This window comes from Pseudomonas nitroreducens, assembly GCF_024170165.1.
Classification (GTDB): domain Bacteria; phylum Pseudomonadota; class Gammaproteobacteria; order Pseudomonadales; family Pseudomonadaceae; genus Pseudomonas; species Pseudomonas nitroreducens_C.
Genome location: NZ_JALJXP010000017.1, coordinates 23,108 through 40,260, shown reverse-complemented (window position 1 = coordinate 40,260; position 17,153 = coordinate 23,108). Strand labels below are relative to the sequence as shown.

The 17,153-nt window shown below is 66.9% G+C and carries 20 protein-coding genes; 15 read left to right on the top strand and 5 right to left on the bottom strand.

Annotated features, from left to right (window positions below):
• Positions 1-60 precede the first annotated feature (60 nt).
• The 11 genes from J2T47_RS26335 to J2T47_RS26285 all read left to right on the top strand — a co-directional run bounded on the left by J2T47_RS26335 (position 61) and on the right by J2T47_RS26285 (position 8,257).
• Positions 61-696 (top strand): serine acetyltransferase, encoded by a 636-nt coding sequence (locus tag J2T47_RS26335; RefSeq protein WP_253453319.1) that lies wholly within the window; start codon positions 61-63, stop codon positions 694-696.
• Positions 697-838: 142 nt separating this feature from the next.
• Positions 839-1,495, top strand: coding sequence for a cytochrome c biogenesis heme-transporting ATPase CcmA (ccmA, locus tag J2T47_RS26330; protein ID WP_253453317.1), 657 nt, complete (start codon positions 839-841; stop codon positions 1,493-1,495).
• Positions 1,492-2,163 carry a heme exporter protein CcmB gene (gene ccmB, locus J2T47_RS26325; RefSeq protein WP_017520311.1) on the top strand — a complete coding sequence of 224 codons (672 nt, stop codon included), beginning with the start codon at positions 1,492-1,494 and terminating at the stop codon, positions 2,161-2,163. The genes ccmA and ccmB overlap by 4 nt, the downstream gene beginning before the upstream one ends.
• Before the next feature lie 65 nt (positions 2,164-2,228).
• The gene (locus tag J2T47_RS26320; RefSeq protein ID WP_253453314.1) at positions 2,229-2,975 is read left to right on the top strand and encodes a heme ABC transporter permease; all 747 of its coding nucleotides are present in this window, start codon (positions 2,229-2,231) and stop codon (positions 2,973-2,975) included.
• On the top strand, positions 2,972-3,151 hold the full coding sequence (gene ccmD, locus J2T47_RS26315; protein ID WP_253453313.1) for a heme exporter protein CcmD: 180 nt from the start codon (positions 2,972-2,974) through the stop codon (positions 3,149-3,151). The genes J2T47_RS26320 and ccmD overlap by 4 nt, the downstream gene beginning before the upstream one ends.
• The gene (gene ccmE / locus J2T47_RS26310; RefSeq protein ID WP_253453311.1) at positions 3,148-3,633 is read left to right on the top strand and encodes a cytochrome c maturation protein CcmE; all 486 of its coding nucleotides are present in this window, start codon (positions 3,148-3,150) and stop codon (positions 3,631-3,633) included. The genes ccmD and ccmE overlap by 4 nt, the downstream gene beginning before the upstream one ends.
• A gap of 2 nt (positions 3,634-3,635) precedes the next feature.
• Positions 3,636-5,609: a heme lyase CcmF/NrfE family subunit gene (locus J2T47_RS26305; protein ID WP_253453309.1), complete on the top strand. Its 1,974-nt coding sequence runs from the start codon at positions 3,636-3,638 to the stop codon at positions 5,607-5,609.
• Between the two features lie 2 nt (positions 5,610-5,611).
• Positions 5,612-6,154 (top strand): thiol:disulfide interchange protein DsbE, encoded by a 543-nt coding sequence (dsbE, locus tag J2T47_RS26300; protein ID WP_015476576.1) that lies wholly within the window; start codon positions 5,612-5,614, stop codon positions 6,152-6,154.
• Entirely contained in the window at positions 6,151-6,621 is a 471-nt protein-coding gene (locus J2T47_RS26295) for a cytochrome c-type biogenesis protein (protein ID WP_253453307.1), read from the top strand. Before dsbE ends, J2T47_RS26295 begins: the two co-directional genes overlap by 4 nt.
• Complete coding sequence (ccmI, locus tag J2T47_RS26290; RefSeq protein WP_253453305.1) at positions 6,618-7,829, top strand: c-type cytochrome biogenesis protein CcmI; 1,212 nt, start codon at positions 6,618-6,620, stop codon at positions 7,827-7,829. Before J2T47_RS26295 ends, ccmI begins: the two co-directional genes overlap by 4 nt.
• Before the next feature lie 23 nt (positions 7,830-7,852).
• Complete coding sequence (locus tag J2T47_RS26285; protein WP_253453303.1) at positions 7,853-8,257, top strand: hypothetical protein; 405 nt, start codon at positions 7,853-7,855, stop codon at positions 8,255-8,257.
• Between the two features lie 133 nt (positions 8,258-8,390).
• Here the strand turns inward: J2T47_RS26285 and J2T47_RS26280 are convergent, their stop codons facing one another.
• Positions 8,391-9,593 (bottom strand): GGDEF domain-containing protein, encoded by a 1,203-nt coding sequence (locus J2T47_RS26280; RefSeq protein ID WP_253453301.1) that lies wholly within the window; start codon positions 9,591-9,593, stop codon positions 8,391-8,393.
• A gap of 240 nt (positions 9,594-9,833) precedes the next feature.
• Here J2T47_RS26280 and J2T47_RS26275 point away from each other — a divergent pair, with 240 nt between their 5' ends.
• The 3 genes from J2T47_RS26275 to J2T47_RS26265 all read left to right on the top strand — a co-directional run bounded on the left by J2T47_RS26275 (position 9,834) and on the right by J2T47_RS26265 (position 13,340).
• Positions 9,834-10,547: a lipoate--protein ligase family protein gene (locus tag J2T47_RS26275; protein WP_253453299.1), complete on the top strand. Its 714-nt coding sequence runs from the start codon at positions 9,834-9,836 to the stop codon at positions 10,545-10,547.
• 58 nt (positions 10,548-10,605) lie between these two features.
• On the top strand, positions 10,606-12,420 hold the full coding sequence (locus tag J2T47_RS26270; protein ID WP_253453290.1) for a monovalent cation:proton antiporter-2 (CPA2) family protein: 1,815 nt from the start codon (positions 10,606-10,608) through the stop codon (positions 12,418-12,420).
• Between the two features lie 83 nt (positions 12,421-12,503).
• Complete coding sequence (locus J2T47_RS26265) at positions 12,504-13,340, top strand: enoyl-CoA hydratase/isomerase family protein (RefSeq protein WP_253453288.1); 837 nt, start codon at positions 12,504-12,506, stop codon at positions 13,338-13,340.
• Between the two features lies 1 nt (position 13,341).
• On the opposite strand, the gene J2T47_RS26260 is transcribed toward J2T47_RS26265, so the two are convergent.
• Together J2T47_RS26260 and J2T47_RS26255 are read right to left on the bottom strand one after the other, a co-directional pair.
• On the bottom strand, positions 13,342-13,608 hold the full coding sequence (locus tag J2T47_RS26260) for a hypothetical protein (RefSeq protein ID WP_138215053.1): 267 nt from the start codon (positions 13,606-13,608) through the stop codon (positions 13,342-13,344).
• 249 nt (positions 13,609-13,857) lie between these two features.
• Positions 13,858-14,580 (bottom strand): RNA pseudouridine synthase, encoded by a 723-nt coding sequence (locus J2T47_RS26255; RefSeq protein ID WP_253453285.1) that lies wholly within the window; start codon positions 14,578-14,580, stop codon positions 13,858-13,860.
• 104 nt (positions 14,581-14,684) lie between these two features.
• Here J2T47_RS26255 and J2T47_RS26250 point away from each other — a divergent pair, with 104 nt between their 5' ends.
• Positions 14,685-15,308 carry a hypothetical protein gene (locus J2T47_RS26250; protein ID WP_253453283.1) on the top strand — a complete coding sequence of 208 codons (624 nt, stop codon included), beginning with the start codon at positions 14,685-14,687 and terminating at the stop codon, positions 15,306-15,308.
• A 22-nt stretch (positions 15,309-15,330) separates the two neighbouring features.
• Here J2T47_RS26250 and J2T47_RS26245 read toward each other — a convergent pair whose 3' ends face one another.
• Positions 15,331-15,939: a DUF4893 domain-containing protein gene (locus tag J2T47_RS26245; RefSeq protein WP_253453281.1), complete on the bottom strand. Its 609-nt coding sequence runs from the start codon at positions 15,937-15,939 to the stop codon at positions 15,331-15,333.
• A 54-nt stretch (positions 15,940-15,993) separates the two neighbouring features.
• Positions 15,994-17,109, bottom strand: a complete 1,116-nt coding sequence (locus tag J2T47_RS26240) for an AI-2E family transporter (RefSeq protein WP_253453280.1) — start codon at positions 17,107-17,109, stop codon at positions 15,994-15,996.
• Between the last annotated feature and the right edge of the window lie 44 nt (positions 17,110-17,153).

Below are 17,153 nucleotides of genomic sequence, written 5' to 3'. Positions count from 1 at the left end.
GAGTACTATTGCGTTTTGATTGCCGCATGGATCGCTGGCTGATTCAGGTGGAATGCAGCAATGACCTTTGCGGAACTGAAACGACTGTGGCGAATCGAGATCCTGGGTGGCGAGCAGAGCCGCTTCAGCTGGACTCGACTGCATCGTCGCTGCCGACAGCGCGCCCGCTATCGTTACATGTTCTGGTTCCGTGTCGCCCAGTACCTGCACTCCAGCCCCGGCGAGTTCTGGCAGAAGCGCGCCCTGCGCATGGGCGATCGCCTGGTCGAACGCTTCGGTATCGAAATTCCGGTCACCATTCCTGTCGGCGAAGGGCTCTACATTCCCCACCTGGTGGGCATCGTGATCACCCGCAAGGCGGTGATCGGCAGGAACTTCAGCATCTTCCAGAACACCACCATCGGCCAGAAACATGACGACAGTGCTCCGATCATCATCGGTGACAATGTCAGCCTCGGTGCCAATGTCTGCATCATCGGCGACGGCCTGCGCATCGGTGACAACGTTTCGGTGGGGGCGTCGGCCTTCGTCAATCGCGATATTCCAGCGAACCACTCCTATATCTCGCGACATACCCACAGTCTGATCGAGCAGAAGGAGCGCTCGCCGATCAGCACCATGCATTCCCGCCTTGCCCGCGACGAAGAGGCGCATCTGTTCGATCACGACGGCGCGGGCGCTCAGCGCAGCGCCTGAGGCGCGTTACACCCTGTCGAAAAACCTGACGTCGGGCGTAGGAACGGCTGTGTATAATGCGCCGCCCGAGGCCGTGCTTGGCGGCCCGCGCGGTATGGCCGCGTTTTTGCACCACTGACTGTTTTCTGCCCGACGGTTGCCGATGCCCTTGACCCATCCCCTCCTCGAAACCGTGGCGCTCGCCTGCGAGCGGGACTGGCGCATGCTGTTCGAGCGTCTCGATCTGCGACTGGGCGCGGGCGAAATGCTACAGATCGTCGGCCCCAACGGCAGCGGCAAGACCAGCCTGCTGCGTCTGCTCAGCGGGCTGATGCAGCCTACCGCCGGCGAGGTGCTGCTCAACGGCAGGCCGCTCACCGAGCAGCGCCACGAACTGGCCCGCCTGCTGCTGTGGATCGGCCACGCGGCCGGCATCAAGGGCCTGTTGACCGCCGAAGAGAACCTCGCCTGGCTCTGCGCCCTGCACCAGCCGGCCAACCGCGACGCCATCTGGCAAGCACTGGAAGCGGTCGGCCTGCGCGGCTTCGAGGACGTTCCCTGCCATACCCTGTCCGCCGGCCAGCAGCGCCGCGTGGCCCTGGCTCGCCTGTACCTCGACGCGCCGCCGCTGTGGATCCTCGACGAACCCTTCACCGCCCTGGACAAGCAGGGCGTGGCGCAGCTGGAAGAACACCTGGCCGGCCATTGCGAACGCGGTGGTCTGGTCGTGCTGACCACCCACCACACCCTGGAGCGCATGCCGCAAGGCTACCGCGCCCTCGATCTGGGCCAGCACGCACGGGAGGTGGCGGAGCGATGAGCAACGTCTTCACCCTGCTGCTCGCCCGCGAAGCGCGCCTGCTGTTCCGTCGTCCGGCGGAGCTGGCTAATCCTTTGGTGTTCTTCGCCATCGTCATCGCGCTGTTCCCGCTGGCGGTCGGTCCCGAATCGGAAATGCTCAAGAACCTCTCGCCGGGCCTGGTCTGGGTCGCAGCCCTGCTGGCGGTGCTGCTGTCGCTGGACGGTCTGTTCCGCAGCGATTTCGAGGATGGTTCCTTGGAACAGTGGGTCCTTTCGCCGCACCCCCTGCCACTACTGGTCCTGGCCAAAGTGCTGGCACACTGGCTGGTTTCAGGGCTGGCCCTGGTGCTGCTGTCGCCGCTGTTCGCCCTGATGCTGGGCTTGCCGGCGCGCTGCCTGCCGGACCTGCTGCTGTCGCTGCTGCTGGGGACGCCGATCCTGAGCCTGCTGGGCGCCGTGGGCGCCGCACTCACCGTTGGCCTCAAGCGCGGCGGCCTGCTGCTGGCCCTGCTGATTCTGCCGCTCTACATTCCGGTGCTGATCCTGGGCAGCGGAGCGCTGCAGGCTTCGCTGCAGGGGCTGCCCACCGCCGGGCACCTGCTGTGGCTGGCCAGCCTGACGGCGTTAGCATTGACGCTGACGCCCTTTGCCATCGCCGCCGGGCTGAAGATCAGCGTCGGCGAGTGAACGAACGATCGCCGGGCTGGGAAGCGGCACCGGCGGCAGACTAGAGCTTTGAATTACAGAGCCTGATGATGAACTGGACTTGGTTTCACAAGCTTGGCTCGCCCAAGTGGTTCTACGAGATCAGCGGACGCTGGATGCCCTGGTTCGCGGTCGCCGCGATCCTGCTGATGGTTGCCGGCACCGTCTGGGGCCTGGCCTTCGCGCCGCCGGACTACCAGCAGGGCAACAGCTTCCGGATCATCTATATCCACGTGCCGGCGGCGTTCCTCGCCCAGTCCTGCTACGTGATGCTGGCCGTGGCCGGCGCGGTCGGGCTGATCTGGAAGATGAAGATCGCCGACGTCGCCGTGCAGTGCGCCGCGCCCATCGGCGCCTGGATGACCTTCGTCGCGCTGGTCACCGGTGCCATCTGGGGCAAGCCGACCTGGGGCGCCTGGTGGGTCTGGGACGCGCGCCTGACCTCGATGCTGATCCTGCTGTTCCTCTATTTCGGCATCATTGCCCTGGGCCAGGCCATCACCAACCGCGACAGCGCGGCCAAGGCCTGCGCGGTGCTGGCCATCGTCGGCGTGGTGAACATCCCGATCATCAAGTACTCGGTGGACTGGTGGAACACCCTGCACCAGCCGGCCACCTTCACCCTCACCGAGAAGCCGCCGATGCCGCCGGAGATGTGGATTCCGCTGCTGATGATGGTCGCCGGTTTCTACTGCTTCTTCGCCGTGGTGCTGATGATGCGCATGCGCCTGGAAGTGCTCAAGCGCGAAGCCCGCGCGAGCTGGGTCAAGGCCGTGGTGGAGCGCGCGCAATGAGTAGTTTCGAGTCCTTCTCCGATTTCCTCGCCATGGGACACCATGGCCCTTACGTGTGGTCCGCCTACGCCATCTGCCTGGTGGTCCTGGCGATCAACGTCGTCTCGCCGATCGTGGCGCGCCGGCGTTACCTGCAAGAAGAGGCGCGTCGTCTGCGCCGGGAGGCCAGCAAGTGAATCCGGTCCGCAAGAAGCGTCTGTACATCGTCCTCGCCATCGTCGCCGGCGTTGGCGTCGCCGTCAGCCTGGCGCTGTCGGCCCTGCAGGAAAACATCAACCTGTTCTACACCCCGACCCAGATCGCCAACGGCGAGGCTCCGCACGACACGCGCATCCGCGCCGGCGGCATGGTGGAGAAGGGCTCGCTCAAGCGTTCGGCGGATTCGCTGGACGTGGAATTCGTGGTCACCGACTTCGCCAAGGAAGTGACGGTGAAATACCGCGGCATCCTCCCCGACCTGTTCCGCGAAGGGCAGGGCATCGTCGCCCTGGGCAAGATCAACGAAGCCGGCGTGCTGACCGCCGATGAAGTGCTGGCCAAGCACGACGAGAAATACATGCCGCCGGAAGTCACCAAGGCGCTCAAGGACAGCGGCAAGCTGGAGCACTACGAAGCCAGCCAGACGGGTAACGCCGCGCCGCAGCAGGGGAGCAACTGACGATGATTCCTGAACTCGGCCACCTCTCGCTGATCCTCGCGCTGTGCATGGCACTGGTGATGTCGTTCTTCCCGCTGGTCGGCGCCTGGCGCGGCGATCGGCAGTGGATGAGCCTGGCGCGCCCGGCAGCCTGGGGGCAGTTCGCCTTCCTGCTGTTCTCCTTCGGCTGCCTGACCTGGGCCTTCCTCCACGATGATTTCTCGGTGGCCTACGTCGCCAGCAACTCCAACAGCGCGCTGCCCTGGTACTACAAGTTCAGTGCCGTATGGGGCGCCCACGAAGGTTCGCTGCTGCTCTGGGCGCTGATCCTCGGCGGCTGGACCTTCGCCGTGTCGGTGTTCTCCCGCCAGCTGCCGGAAGTGATGCTGGCCCGCGTGCTCGCCGTGATGGGCATGATCAGCACCGGCTTCCTGCTGTTCCTGATCATCACCTCCAATCCCTTCAGCCGCCTGCTGCCGCAGGTGCCGGCGGACGGCAACGACCTCAACCCGCTGCTGCAGGACCCAGGGCTGATCATCCACCCGCCGATGCTCTACATGGGCTACGTGGGCTTCTCGGTGGCCTTCGCCTTCGCCATCGCCGCACTGCTCGGCGGCCGCCTCGACGCTGCCTGGGCACGCTGGTCGCGTCCCTGGACCCTGGTGGCCTGGACCTTCCTCGGCGTCGGCATCGTGCTCGGCTCCTGGTGGGCCTACTACGAACTGGGTTGGGGCGGCTGGTGGTTCTGGGACCCGGTGGAAAACGCCTCCTTCATGCCCTGGCTGGTGGGCACCGCGCTGATCCATTCGCTGGCGGTGACCGAGAAGCGCGGCGTGTTCAAGAGCTGGACCGTGCTGCTGGCCATCGCGGCCTTCTCCCTGAGCCTGCTGGGCACCTTCCTGGTCCGCTCCGGCGTACTGACCTCGGTGCACGCCTTCGCCTCGGACCCCGAGCGCGGCGTGTTCATCCTCGCCTTCCTGCTGGTGGTGGTCGGTGGTTCGCTGACCCTGTTCGCCCTGCGCGCGCCGGTGGTCAAGAGCCAGGTCGGCTTCGCCCTGTGGTCCCGTGAGACCCTGCTGCTGCTGAACAACCTGATCCTGGTGGTCACCGCCTCGATGATCCTGCTGGGCACCCTCTATCCGCTGGTGCTCGACGCCATCAGCGGCGCCAAGCTGTCGGTCGGCCCGCCGTACTTCAACGCGCTGTTCGTGCCGCTGATCGCCATTCTCATGCTGGCCCTGGCGGTCGGCGTGCTGGTGCGCTGGAAGGACACCCCGACCCGCTGGCTGCGCAACATGCTCACCCCGGTGCTGATCGGCACCGTGGTGCTGGGCGGCCTCGGCAGCTTCCTGTATGGCGAGCTGCACTGGGAAGTTCTGGCCGTCTTCATGCTCGCCGCGTGGGTGGTGCTAGCCGGTCTGCGCGACTTCTTCGACAAGGTCCGCCACAAGGGTGTGATCGCCGGCGCTGCAGGCCTCAACCGCAGTTACTGGGGCATGCAGCTGGCGCACTTCGGTATCGCCATCTGCGCCATTGGCGTGGTGCTCACCAGCCAGTTCAGCGCCCAGCGCGATCTGCGCATGGCGCCGGGCGAGTCGGTGGAGCTGGCCGGTTACCAGTTCCGCTTCGAGGGCACCCATCACTTCGAGGGGCCGAACTTCACCTCGGACAAGGGCACCATCCGCGTGACCCGCAAGGGCTCGGAAGTGGCGGTGCTGCACCCGGAGAAGCGCCTTTACAGCGTGCAGAACTCGATGATGACCGAGGCCGGCATCCACGGCAGCCTCACCCGCGACCTCTACGTCGCCCTGGGTGAGCCGCTGGACAACGGTGCCTGGGCGGTGCGCGTGCACATCAAGCCCTTCGTGCGCTTCATCTGGCTCGGCGGCCTGCTGATGGCCCTGGGCGGCGTGCTGGCGGCGCTGGACCGTCGCTACCGGTTGAAAGTGAAAACGCGTGTACGCGAGGCCCTGGGCCTCGCCGGACAGGGAGCCTGAGTGTGAAGCGTGCGATCCTGCTGTTGCCCCTGGCGATCTTCCTGGTCGTCGCGGTATTCCTCTTCCGCGGCCTGTGGCTGGACCCCAGCGAGTTGCCCTCGGCGCTGATCGGCAAGCCGTTCCCGGCATTCTCCTTGCCCAGCGTCACCGAGCCGGGCAAGACCTACACCGAGGCCGACCTCAAGGGCAAGCCGGCACTGGTCAACGTCTGGGGCACCTGGTGCCCGACCTGCCGCTTCGAGCACCCGGTGCTCACCGATCTCGCCGCCAAGGGCGTGGTGATCTACGGCATCAACTACAAGGACGACGGCGCCGCCGCGCAGAAGTGGCTCAAGGAGCTGCACAATCCCTACCTGATGAACATCGCCGATGCGCAGGGCACCCTGGGCCTCGACCTGGGCGTCTACGGCGCGCCGGAGACCTACATCATCGACAAGGACGGCATCATCCGCCACAAGCTGGTCGGCGCCGTCGACGAGAAGGTCTGGCGTGAACAGCTGGCGCCGATCTACCAGGGCTTGGTCGACGAAGCGGAGGGCAAATGAAGCGTCTGCTCGCTGCTGCAGCGCTGGGGCTGTGCCTCACCGGCATCGCCCACGCCGCCATCGACACCTACGAGTTCGCCAATGACGCCGAGCGCGCGCGCTTCCGCGACCTGACCACCGAGCTGCGCTGCCCCAAGTGCCAGAACCAGGACATCGCCGACTCCAACGCGCCGATCGCCGCTGACCTGCGCAAGCAGATCTACACCCAGATGGAGGCCGGCAAGAGCAACCAGCAGATCATCGACTACATGGTCGACCGCTACGGCGAGTTCGTGCGCTACAAGCCCGAAGTCAGCGAGCGCACCTGGCTGCTCTGGTTCGGTCCTGCCGCACTGCTGGGCCTGGGTGTGATCGTCATCGGCGCCATCGTCGCCCGCCGCCGTCGCCCGGCTGCTGCCACTTCCACCACGCTGTCCGCCGAGGAGCAGGCGCGTCTCGACCAATTGCTGGATAACCAAGACAAATGATCGATTTCTGGCTCGCCGCCGGCCTCCTGTTGCTGGTGGCCCTGGCATTTCTCCTCGTCCCTCTGCTGCGTGGCCGCAAGGCCCAGGCCGAGGAAGACCGCACCGCCCTCAACGTCGCCCTGTACCAGGAACGCCTGGCCGAGCTGGCCAGTCAGCGTGACGCCGGCACCCTGGACGAGGCGCAGTTCGAGGCCGGCCGCGCCGAAGCGGCCCGCGAGTTGCTCTCCGACACCGAAGGCGCCAGCGACGACCGCCGTTCCCGCCTGGGCCGTGCTGCGCCGCTGGTGGTCGCGGTGGTTCTGCCGTTCCTCGCCCTGGGGCTCTACCTGCACTGGGGCGCCAGCGACAAGGTCGAACTGGCCCGCGAGTTCGCCACCGCGCCCAAGTCCATGGAAGAGATGACCTCGCGCCTGGAGCGTTCGCTGAAGGCCCAGCCGGACTCCGCCGAAGGCTGGTACTTCCTTGGTCGTGCCTACATGACCCAGAACCGCGCCGCCGATGCTGCCAAGGCCTTCGAACAGGCCGCGCGCCTCTCCGGCCGCCAGCCGGAAGTGCTCGGCCAGTGGGCCCAGGCGCTGTACTTCGCCGGTGACAAAGCGCTCAGCCAGCAGGTCCGCGACCTCGCCGACGAAGCGTTGAAGAAGGACCCGCAGGAAGTCACCACCCTCGGCCTGCTCGGCATCGCCGCGTTCGAAGACGAGAAGTATGCCGACGCCATCGACTACTGGGGCCGCCTGGTCACCGTGCTGCCGCAGGACGACCCGTCCCGCGACGCCATCGCCGGTGGCATAGAGCGCGCTCGCCAGCGCATGGTCGAGAAGGGCCAGACTCCGCCCGAAGCCCCGGTTGCTGCCGCCACCGCTGGCGTGACCCTGAAGGTGAAGGTCGACCTGACCGACGCCGTGAAGGGCCAGGTCAAGCCGGACGACAGCGTATTCGTCTTTGCCCGCGCGGTGAGTGGTCCGCCGATGCCGCTGGCGGTGAAACGCCTGAAGGTCGCCGACCTGCCCAGCGAGGTGTCGCTCAGCGATGCCGACGCGATGATGCCGCAGCTCAAGCTCTCCCAGCATCCGCAGGTGCAGCTGGTCGCGCGCATCTCCCGCGCGGGCAACGCCACTGCCGGGGAATGGATCGGACGAAGTGCTTCGTTGTCTACTTCTCAGGCGGGCGAGCAGAGCGTGACAATCGACAGCCCGGATCAGAAGTAATCACGACAAGAGAGGGTTGAGCGATGAAGGGCAGATTGCTGGCGCTGGGCGCCATGCTGGTACTGGGTGGTTGCGTGGTGCAGCCGCAGCAGCCGGAGCAGCCGCCTTCGCAGATGCCGCCGCCCTCGCAGCCGAGCAAGCCGATCCCGCCGGCCAAGACCTCCAGCTCGCCGATTACCCCGCAGCCCAGCGCAGCGCCTGCCGCCAAGCGCCCGACCCAGTTCGCCCCGCCGCCCGGCGGCAAGGGCCGCTGGGACGCCAGCCTCGGCGTCTACGTGATCCAGGGCCAGAAGGACCTCTACTATCGCCAGCGCACCTACTACCACTGGGACAATGGCTGGTACTGGGGCGTCGGCCCGCAAGGTCCCTGGACCGAGACCGACAGCAGCGGCGTACCGCCGGGGCTGACGCGCAAGTACGCGCAGTAGCGCAAGGACTGATCCGAGCAAATACCTCCCTGTAGGAACGGGCCATGCCCACGATCGCGCGCATGGCGCGCTCCTACAGTTCGGCTCCGTCGCGTTCATTGGCGTAGGAGCGGATTGCCGCAGGTTCGGGCTCTCAATCAAACGTCCCCATCTCCGTCCCCAGCTCTATCACCTCCACCCGGTTGCGTCCGCTCGCCTTGGCCTTGTACAGCGCCTTGTCCGCCGCCGCGTAGAGCCCCTCATAAGTGCCCGGTATGCCGGCCTCCAGGCAGGCGATGCCGAAGCTCGCGGTGAGGTAGAGCAGGCCGTCCTTCATCGGCAGCGGGGTTTCCTCCAGCAGCCGGCGAACCTTCTCGGCGATGACCCGTGCCTGGGGCTGTGAGGTGTCGGGCAACAGCAGCAGGAATTCCTCGCCGCCCAGGCGCGCCACGCTGTCGCCGGTTCGGGTGTAGTTCCTCAGCAGGCTGGCGGTGTGGCGAATGACCTCGTCGCCCAGCGGGTGGCCGTAGCGGTCGTTGATGAACTTGAAATGATCCAGGTCCACCATGAGCAGGCTGATCGGCGCCGGTTGGCGGGCGGCGCGCGACAGTTCCATGCCTACCAGCTGGTCGAACTGGCGGCGGTTGAACAGCCCGGTCAGGGGATCGTGGCCGGCAAGGTATTCCAGCTGGCGGTTCTTTTCCTCCAGCTCCAGCCGTTGCTGGCGGAGGAACTCGCGCTGGCGCAGGTTGCGCACATGGCCGTGCCAGAGGATGAACGACAGCACCAGGCCGATTCCGCAGATGGTCAGCCCGCCCATCTGGTTCGACAGGCGCAGCTGCGGGCTGGCCTGGGTCAGCGTCATGGTCAGCTCGAAGACGGCCAGCGCGAGGATATAGAGCGTGACGGCCAGGCTCGGGCGCAACAGGATGATCAGCGAGGTGGCCACTGAGGCCATCAGGAAGGGGGTAATGCTGCTGGTGACCTGCTGGTCGGCGCCGGTGATGGCGATGCCGAATCCCAGCAGCAGGATGCTGCCCAGTATCGTCAAGGTCTGCATGTACCACAGCGGCGCGTGGCGTCGGGGCGGGGAGGCCAGCCAGGCGAGGAGGCCGAGCAGGCTGAAGAACACGGCGACCGTGGCGTGAACGCGGATGATGTCCAGCCGCCAGCCGTCGTATTCGGGGCTGGAACCCTGCAGGTTGAGGCGGAAAACCAGGATGTGGACCAGGTCGAAGGGCACCGCCAGCAGGGCGGAGACGTACAGACGCCGCAGGTTTTCCCGGGCGATCGGCAGCGCCAGCGCGTCGTTGACGGCAATGGCGTGGTGCAGACGCTGCAGCAACGTCCTGGACACGGGCTCTGGCCTCCTGCGCAAGTGCCGGCCCTAGCAGGATAGACGCAGCGCCGCCTCGCTGCGGCGTGGATTGAAATCGGCGTGACTTGGCGCGACACCGCGACAGTCACAGCCCGCTACGCTGAAATTTCCAAGCGCGGCAACAAATTGGCCCGGAACATTGTCGGATAGGCCCTCGGCGGGCATAGTCCGCAACCCGGTTTATCCAAGGACGCTGTCATGAATCCCCAGGACGCTGTCATGAATAGAGTGCAACGACTGTCGGCGCAACAGGGCCTGGACGCCGAGCGCGCGCTGCTCGATGCCACCTTCGCCGGTGAGCGCGACAGCGGCCTGCTGTTCTGGAGCCCGCTGGAACAGTCCCTGGTGATGCCGCGCCGGCTGAGTCGCCTGGAGGGCTTTGCCGCCGCCGAGGCCGCCTGCGCCGGCCTCGGCTGGCCGATTGCCCTGCGTGACACCGGTGGCGAGCCGGTACCGCAGTCCGCCGCAGTGCTCAATGTCGCGCTGGTCTACGCGATCCCGCCGGGCGACAACGAGCAGACGCGCATCGAGACCGCGTACCTGCGCCTGTGCCAGCCACTGTGCGACTGGCTGGCGGCCCTGGGCCTCGATCCGGGACTGGGGGAAGTGGACGGCGCGTTCTGCGATGGTCGCTACAACGTCAACCTCGGGGGTCGCAAGCTGGTGGGCACCGCCCAGCGCTGGCGCCGCCGGCCCAGCGACGGGCGTTATGTGGTGCTGGCCCACGGCGCCATCCTGATGGAAAACCAACGCGAGCCGATGGTGGCCGCGGTGAACGCCTTCTACGAGCACTGCGGGCTCGAAGCCCGTGTGCGCGCCAGCAGCCATGTGGCGCTGGATGAGCGCTACGAGCAGCCGTGGAAGCAGGTGGATGCCCTGGCCGGGCAGTTCCAGCGGCACCTGCTGGCCGAGGGCGTGGCGCTGGATGTGTGAAATGAACGACGTGGGTGGATCTTCGCTTCGCCCCAACCCTTCCAAGGAGTCTTGATCGATGGAACATGGGACGAATTACCTGCAGTCGGCAGTGGTCTTCCTGCTCGCGGCGGTGTTCATGGTGCCGCTGGCCAAGCGCCTGCAATTGGGCGCCGTGCTCGGCTACCTGCTCGCCGGGGTATTCATCGGCCCGTCGCTGCTGGGGCTGATCGACAACCCCGAAAGCGTCGCCAGCCTGTCCGAGTTGGGCGTGGTGCTGCTGCTCTTCATCATCGGCCTGGAGCTTTCGCCCAAGCGCCTGTGGGTGATGCGCAAGCAGGTGTTCGGCGTCGGTCTGGCACAGGTGCTGCTCACCGCGCTGGCTATTGGTAGCGTCGCGGTACTGGCCTTCGACCTGCCGGTGAATACCTCCGTGGTGCTGGGCGGTGGCCTGGCGCTGTCGTCCACTGCCTTCGGCCTGCAGATCCTCGCCGAGCGCAAGGAGCTGAACAGCCCGTACGGCCGCCTCGGTTTCGCCATCCTGCTGTTCCAGGACATCGCCGCCATCCCGCTGATCGCCATGATCCCCCTGCTGGGCGCGCGCGCCGATTCGGCGGCACCGGGCGGTGACCTGGGCCACGTGCTGGAAGTGGTCGGCAGCATCGCCGTGGTGGTGATCGGCGGCCGCTTCCTGCTGCGCCCGGTGTTCCGCTCGGTGGCTCGCACCGGCCAGGCCGACCTGTCCACCGCCACTGCGCTGCTGGTGGTGGTCGGCACTGCCTGGCTGATGGAGTGGGCCGGCGTTTCCATGGGCCTGGGTGCCTTCCTTGCCGGCCTGCTGCTGGCGGACTCGGAGTACCGCCACGAACTGGAAGCGCAGATCGAACCCTTCAAGGGCCTGCTGCTCGGCCTGTTCTTCATCAGCGTGGGCATGAGCGCCGACCTCGGCCTGCTCCGGAGCGAGCCCTTCGTGGTGCTCGGCCTGACCCTGTTGCTGGTGGGCATCAAGCTGCCGCTGCTGTTCCTGATTGGCCGGCTGGCCGGTGGCCTGGACAAGGTCTCGGCGATCCGCCTGGGCGTGCTGCTGGGCGCCGGCGGCGAGTTCGCCTTCGTGGTGTTCAAGCTGGCCCTGGCCCAGGGGCTGATGGACGGCAAGCTGCACTCGCTGCTGGTGCTGTGCATCACCCTGTCGATGGCGATGACCCCGCTGCTGGTGCTGGCCCTGGCGCGCAGCATCAAGCCCAAGCCCGCTGTGCTGCGCGAGCCGCCGCCCGAATACCGCCAGTTGCCGGATGACGCACCGCGCGTGGTGATCGCCGGCATGGGCCGGATGGGCCAGGTGGTCGCGCGTATCATGCGCGCCCAGGGCGTGCCCTTCGTCGCGCTGGACACCTCGGTGGACACCATCGAGCTGACCCGCAGCTACGGCAACATCCCGATCTTCTACGGCGACCCGCTGCGCCCGGAAATCCTCCGCGCCGCGCAGGTGGAGAAGGCCGAGTTCTTCGTCGTCGCCACGGACGATCCGCAGACCAACATCGAGACCGCGCGGCTGGTGCGCAAGCTCTACCCGCACCTGAAGGTCATCGGCCGGGCCCGCAACCGCCAGCACGTCTACCACCTGCTGGATGCCGACGCGACGCCGGTGCGCGAGACCTTCCACTCGAGCCTGGAGATGAGCCGCCTGCTGCTCACCGGCCTGGGCCTGACCGAGGAACAGGTCGCCGCGCGCATCCGCCGCTTCAAGCGCCACGACGAGGCGGTGCTGATGGCCCAGTACCGCGTCTACGACGACGACACCGCGGTGATCCAGACCGCCCGCGAGGCGCGCAAGGAACTGGAGACGCTGTTCGAGGCGGATCACCTGGAAGACCAGGGCATAGGTCACCACTGACCGGCCATTCCGCGCATCGATATTGCTGGGGTGCCACGCGCGCCCCGGCGCATCCTCGGGCCTTCGCAAGGGAGGCCCCATCGATGAGCGACTACCGCACTTTCACCCGCGAAGACCGCGACGGCGTTGCCGTGGTGAGCTTCCGTCACCCGCCGATCAACCTGGTCGACCGCGCCATGGTCATCGACCTGCTACACTTGGCCGATGAACTGGAGCGCGACAGCGATACCCGCGTGGTGATATTCCGCAGCGCCAACCCGGACTTCTTTCTGGCCCACTATGACCTCGGCAGCCAGCTGGACGCACCGCCGATGAAGCTGCCCGCCGGCATGGCCAGCCCGCTCAGCGCGCTGTTCAGCCGCTTCAGCCGGCTACCGCAGGTGACCATCGGTGAGCTGCGTGGCCGCGCGCGCGGGGCTGGCAGTGAATTCCTGCTGGCGCTGGACATGCGCTTCGCCTCCCGCGAGCGCGCACTGCTCGGCCAACCGGAAGTGGCAGTCGGCCTGTTGCCCGGTGCGGGCGGCACGGTGCGCCTGGCTCAAATGCTGGGGCGGGGCAGGGCGTTGGAGGTCTGTCTGGGCGGCGCGGATTTCGATGCGGACACCGCAGAACGTTATGGCTGGATCAACCGCGCGCTGGCGGACGCGGAGCTGGAAGGGTTCTGCGAGGCGCTGGCGCGACGCATTGCGGGCTTCCCGGCAGCGGGCATCGCCCATGTGAAGGCGCTGCTGGAGCAGGTGACGGCGGCGGATCAGGCGGCACTGGTGGAGGAGTCGCAGCGCTTCGTCGGTGATATGTCGGCGCCGGAAACGCTGGAGCGGGTGCGCTGGATGATGGACAACGGCGGCCAGCAGGACGGGGAACTGGAGCGCGACCTGGGGGCCGCGCTCGGGGGCTATCCCAAGCGGATCGAGGACTGATTCAGGCGGTTTTCGCCAGGATCGGTTCGTTCGCTACGGCGACCAGTACCGGCCGGGCCAGTTGGTGTTTCACCGCCGGGCGCGGCTGGCGGCTGACCGAGGGGCGACGGTCGGGAATCACCACGGCGGAGCCCGGCGAGCGCAGGGTCAGCACGGCGATGCCACCGGCGAGCAGCGTGGTGGCGAGCACGACGCTGGCCAGGGCGACGTACAGCAGCAGCTCTACCAGGGAGCCAACGAGCAGCAGGAAATCGAGAATGACTTGCATGGTGGTGTCCTCTTGACGATCCGTTGGGGCGACTGTCGCGGGTAGCTCCTTCGCCCCTGCGGCCCAATTGCGGGACCGGCGAATCTCCTGCCAGCGAGTTGATGGGGCCAAGATGCCGTGCGCGGAGAATCAAGAGAACTGAATGCGTCGACTGGTGACTATCGATGTTATCGATAGCGGCTGGAAGCCTCGACTTAGAGAGGCGCCCTGGCTATTCACGGGCGCCTGCGACCTTGGTCGGGTAGACGCTCAGAACTTCTCGCCCGGCTGCAGGAAGCGCCACTGGCCGACGGGCAGCTTGCCCATGGCCACGCCGCCCAGGCGCAGGCGGCGGATCGACAGGGCGTGCAGGCCGACCGCACGGCACATGGCGGCGATCTGGCCGGGGCGGAACTGCTTGCCGGCGAAGCGCAGGCGGGTCTCGCTCTGCCAGCTGACCTTCAGCGGCGGCAGCTCGCGGCCGTCGATCACCATCCCACGGCAGAGGCGCTTCAGGCCGTTGTCGGCGATCTGCCCGCTGACCTCGACCACGTACTCGTGCTCGATGTTGTCCGCCTCGTCCACCAGCCGGCGCTGCACGCCGCGGCTCTGGGTGTAGACCAGCAGGCCACTGGCGTCGGTTTCCAGCACGGTGGTGTTGAACTGGTGGCCGAAGTGCTTGCGCAGCAGGCGCTGCTGCAGGTTGTCCTCGCTCCAGCGCTTGTCCGGCGTCAGCAGTTGCTGGGCGGAGTTGGCGCCGTTGCCGCTGCCCAGGCCGACCGGTTTGTGCACGAGGATGGTCACCGGCGGAATCGGGTCGGGCGAGGCGCCCGGCAGCAGCTCGATGCGCTGGGTGTCGACCTTGAACTGCGGTTCCTCCACGCGCTGGCCATCCACCGTGACCCAGCCACCCTCGATGTACAGCTCGGCGTCGCGGCGCGAACAGGGCAGCAGCTCGGCGAGACGCTTGGACAGGCGGATGGCTTCGGACATTTCGGGCAACCAGGCAGGGGAAAACGTCCATTGTAACCGCAAGCCGGTGGAATGATCCGCGCGGCGTCCGGTCACAAGCTCAGAGCAAGCAACGAGGAAGCGCGATGCGGATCACCCTGATCGACGGCCTGGGCTGGGACCTGGACGAGCACGGCACTGGCGGCCTGATCAACCGGCGCGGCGAGAAGGTACACCTGCGCCAGGGCGACATGGACGGCGCCTGCGGGCCCTACTGCCTGGTGATGGCGATGCTCGCCCGCAACCAGCTGGCACGGCGCCAGGCCAAGGGGCTGGCGCCGGTGGATTCGCGGACCCGCTACGGGCGGCTGATGGAGGCGCTGAATGAGCACGAGACGCTGGTGCGCGTCGGCACCACCGGCGCGGACCTGTTGGAGCTGCTCAAGGTCATCAGCGACAAGGAGTACCGCGTCGAGCGCGACAACGGCACGCGGATGATCGAACTGACCCGCCGGCACCTGGAGGAGAACATCCCGGTGGTGCTGGGCTTTCACGGTCGCAAGGACAGCGATATCCGCCACTGGTGTCTGGCGGTGGGGATGAGCGACGACGCCTTCTTCCTCCTCGACCCGGCCCACGACCTGCAGCGCGGGCTGGCCTGGAATGCAGTGCTCACCACCCAGGCCAACGGTTCGCGCTTCGGTTATCGCTACCTCAATACCAAGGGCACCTGGGCGGTGACACTCAAGGAGATGGTGGCGCTGCTCTGAGCCTTTGCTGGCGAGGAAGGCCTCAGCGGGTGAAGCGGAACAGGTTGTAGCCGCCGAGCTGTTCGGGCACCAGCAGCACGAAGCCGTCATGGGAGTTGCGCACTACGCCGACCACGTCGCTCTCGCGCGCCGCGGCCTGTTCCAGGCCGCTGTAGCCGACCTGTGGGTCTTCGTTCACCGAAGCGCCACCGACGAACACCAGTTGCTTGTCGTCCAGGCGTTGCAGGTAGCCGCTGATTCGCTGCGAGCCGCTGGTCTTCTCCAGGAACAGGCCTTTGGGCGTCTGCCGCACCGAGCACTTGAAGTTCGGATAGCCATACAGTGCCTGTGCTTCGAGCTGGACCGAGCGGCACTTCCAGTTGCCGGTCAGGGCGGCGTCGGTCAGCGGTTCCGGGTCTTCCAGCACGATGCGGTAGAGGTTCAGCGCTTCGTTGCGGGTGGTTTCGTCGTCGCTCTGCTGGAGCTGGTCGAGCAGTTGCTTGACCTGGGCGTCGAGGGTGGTCAGGCGCTGCTGGTCGGCGGCGTTGACCGCCGCCGGCCAGACGATGGCGGCTTCTTCGGCGAAGGCCAGCGGGGAGAGCAGCAGCCCGGCGGCGAGCAGGGCAGCGGTGAGGGAACAGCGTCGGGACATCTTGTGCATTCCATTGCAGGGTGGGGCCCGCAGCTTGCGCCGCGGGCAGGGAGATCAGGGGGCGGGCGGCGTCTCGCCCTGCGTCTCGATCGGTAGCGCCACGGGCGCCTCGCGCTCGCGGACCCAGGACATGAACAGCTCGTAACCCAGGGCCAGTACCACCGGGCCGACGAACAGGCCGATGATGCCATTGCTGAGCATGCCACCCAGGGCGCCGATCAGGATCACTGCCATCGGCACCTTGCTGCCGCGGCCGAACATCAGCGGCTTGAGCACGTTGTCGGAGAGGCCGCCGGCGACGGTCCAGATGGTGAACAGGATGGACACCAGCAGCGAATCGTTGGTCATGAACACGTAGGCCACCGCCGGCAGGGTAACCAGCACCACTGGCAGCTGGGTGATCCCCAGCAGCAAAACGCCCAGGGCCAGCAGGCCGGCGCCGGGGATACCCATGACGATGAAGCCCAGGCCGAGGATCAGCGTCTGGATGAAGGCCACACCCACCACGCCCTGGGCCACCGCGCGGATGGTCGCCGTGCACAGTGCGGCCAGGCCGGGCCCACGGTCGGGGCCGGAGATGCGCACGGCGATGTCGCAGGAGGTCTGACTGCCCAGCTTGCCGTAGGCCATGATCACCCCGGCGATGACGAAGGCGGCAAGGAACTGCATCAAGCCCATGCCGACGCCCGCTGCTTGCCCGGCAACCTTCTTCGCCACGCCCTGCAGGTGCGGTGCCAGCTGGTGCGCGACGCCCATGAAGTCGGTGGCTACGCGGTTCCAGAAGGGATAGACGTACTGCCCGATCACCGGCCAGTTCTGCACCGACTCCGGCGGCAGTGGGATCTGCAGGGTGCGGTTCTGGATCGCGTGGACCAGGTCGCGCACCGAATCGGCCATGGACAGCCCGATCACCACCACCGGCACCAGCAGGATCACCAGGCCCAACAGCACGATCAGGCTGGCTGCGCTGTTCGGGCGCTCACCCAGCCAGCCGCTGAGCAGCTGGTGCAGCGGGTAGAGGGTGATGGCGAGGATCACCGACCAGAGCATCAGGTCGAGGAAGGGATGGAAGATCTGGAAGCAGAACACGGCCAGCAGCAGGATCAGGCCGGCGCGGATCAGCACATCGAGCAGGTTGCGCGACAGCAGCTTTTCCGGAGAGGGCAGCATGGGGAGCTCCTTGCAATGGGGCCGCGTGTCGGCCCAGTCCTGAC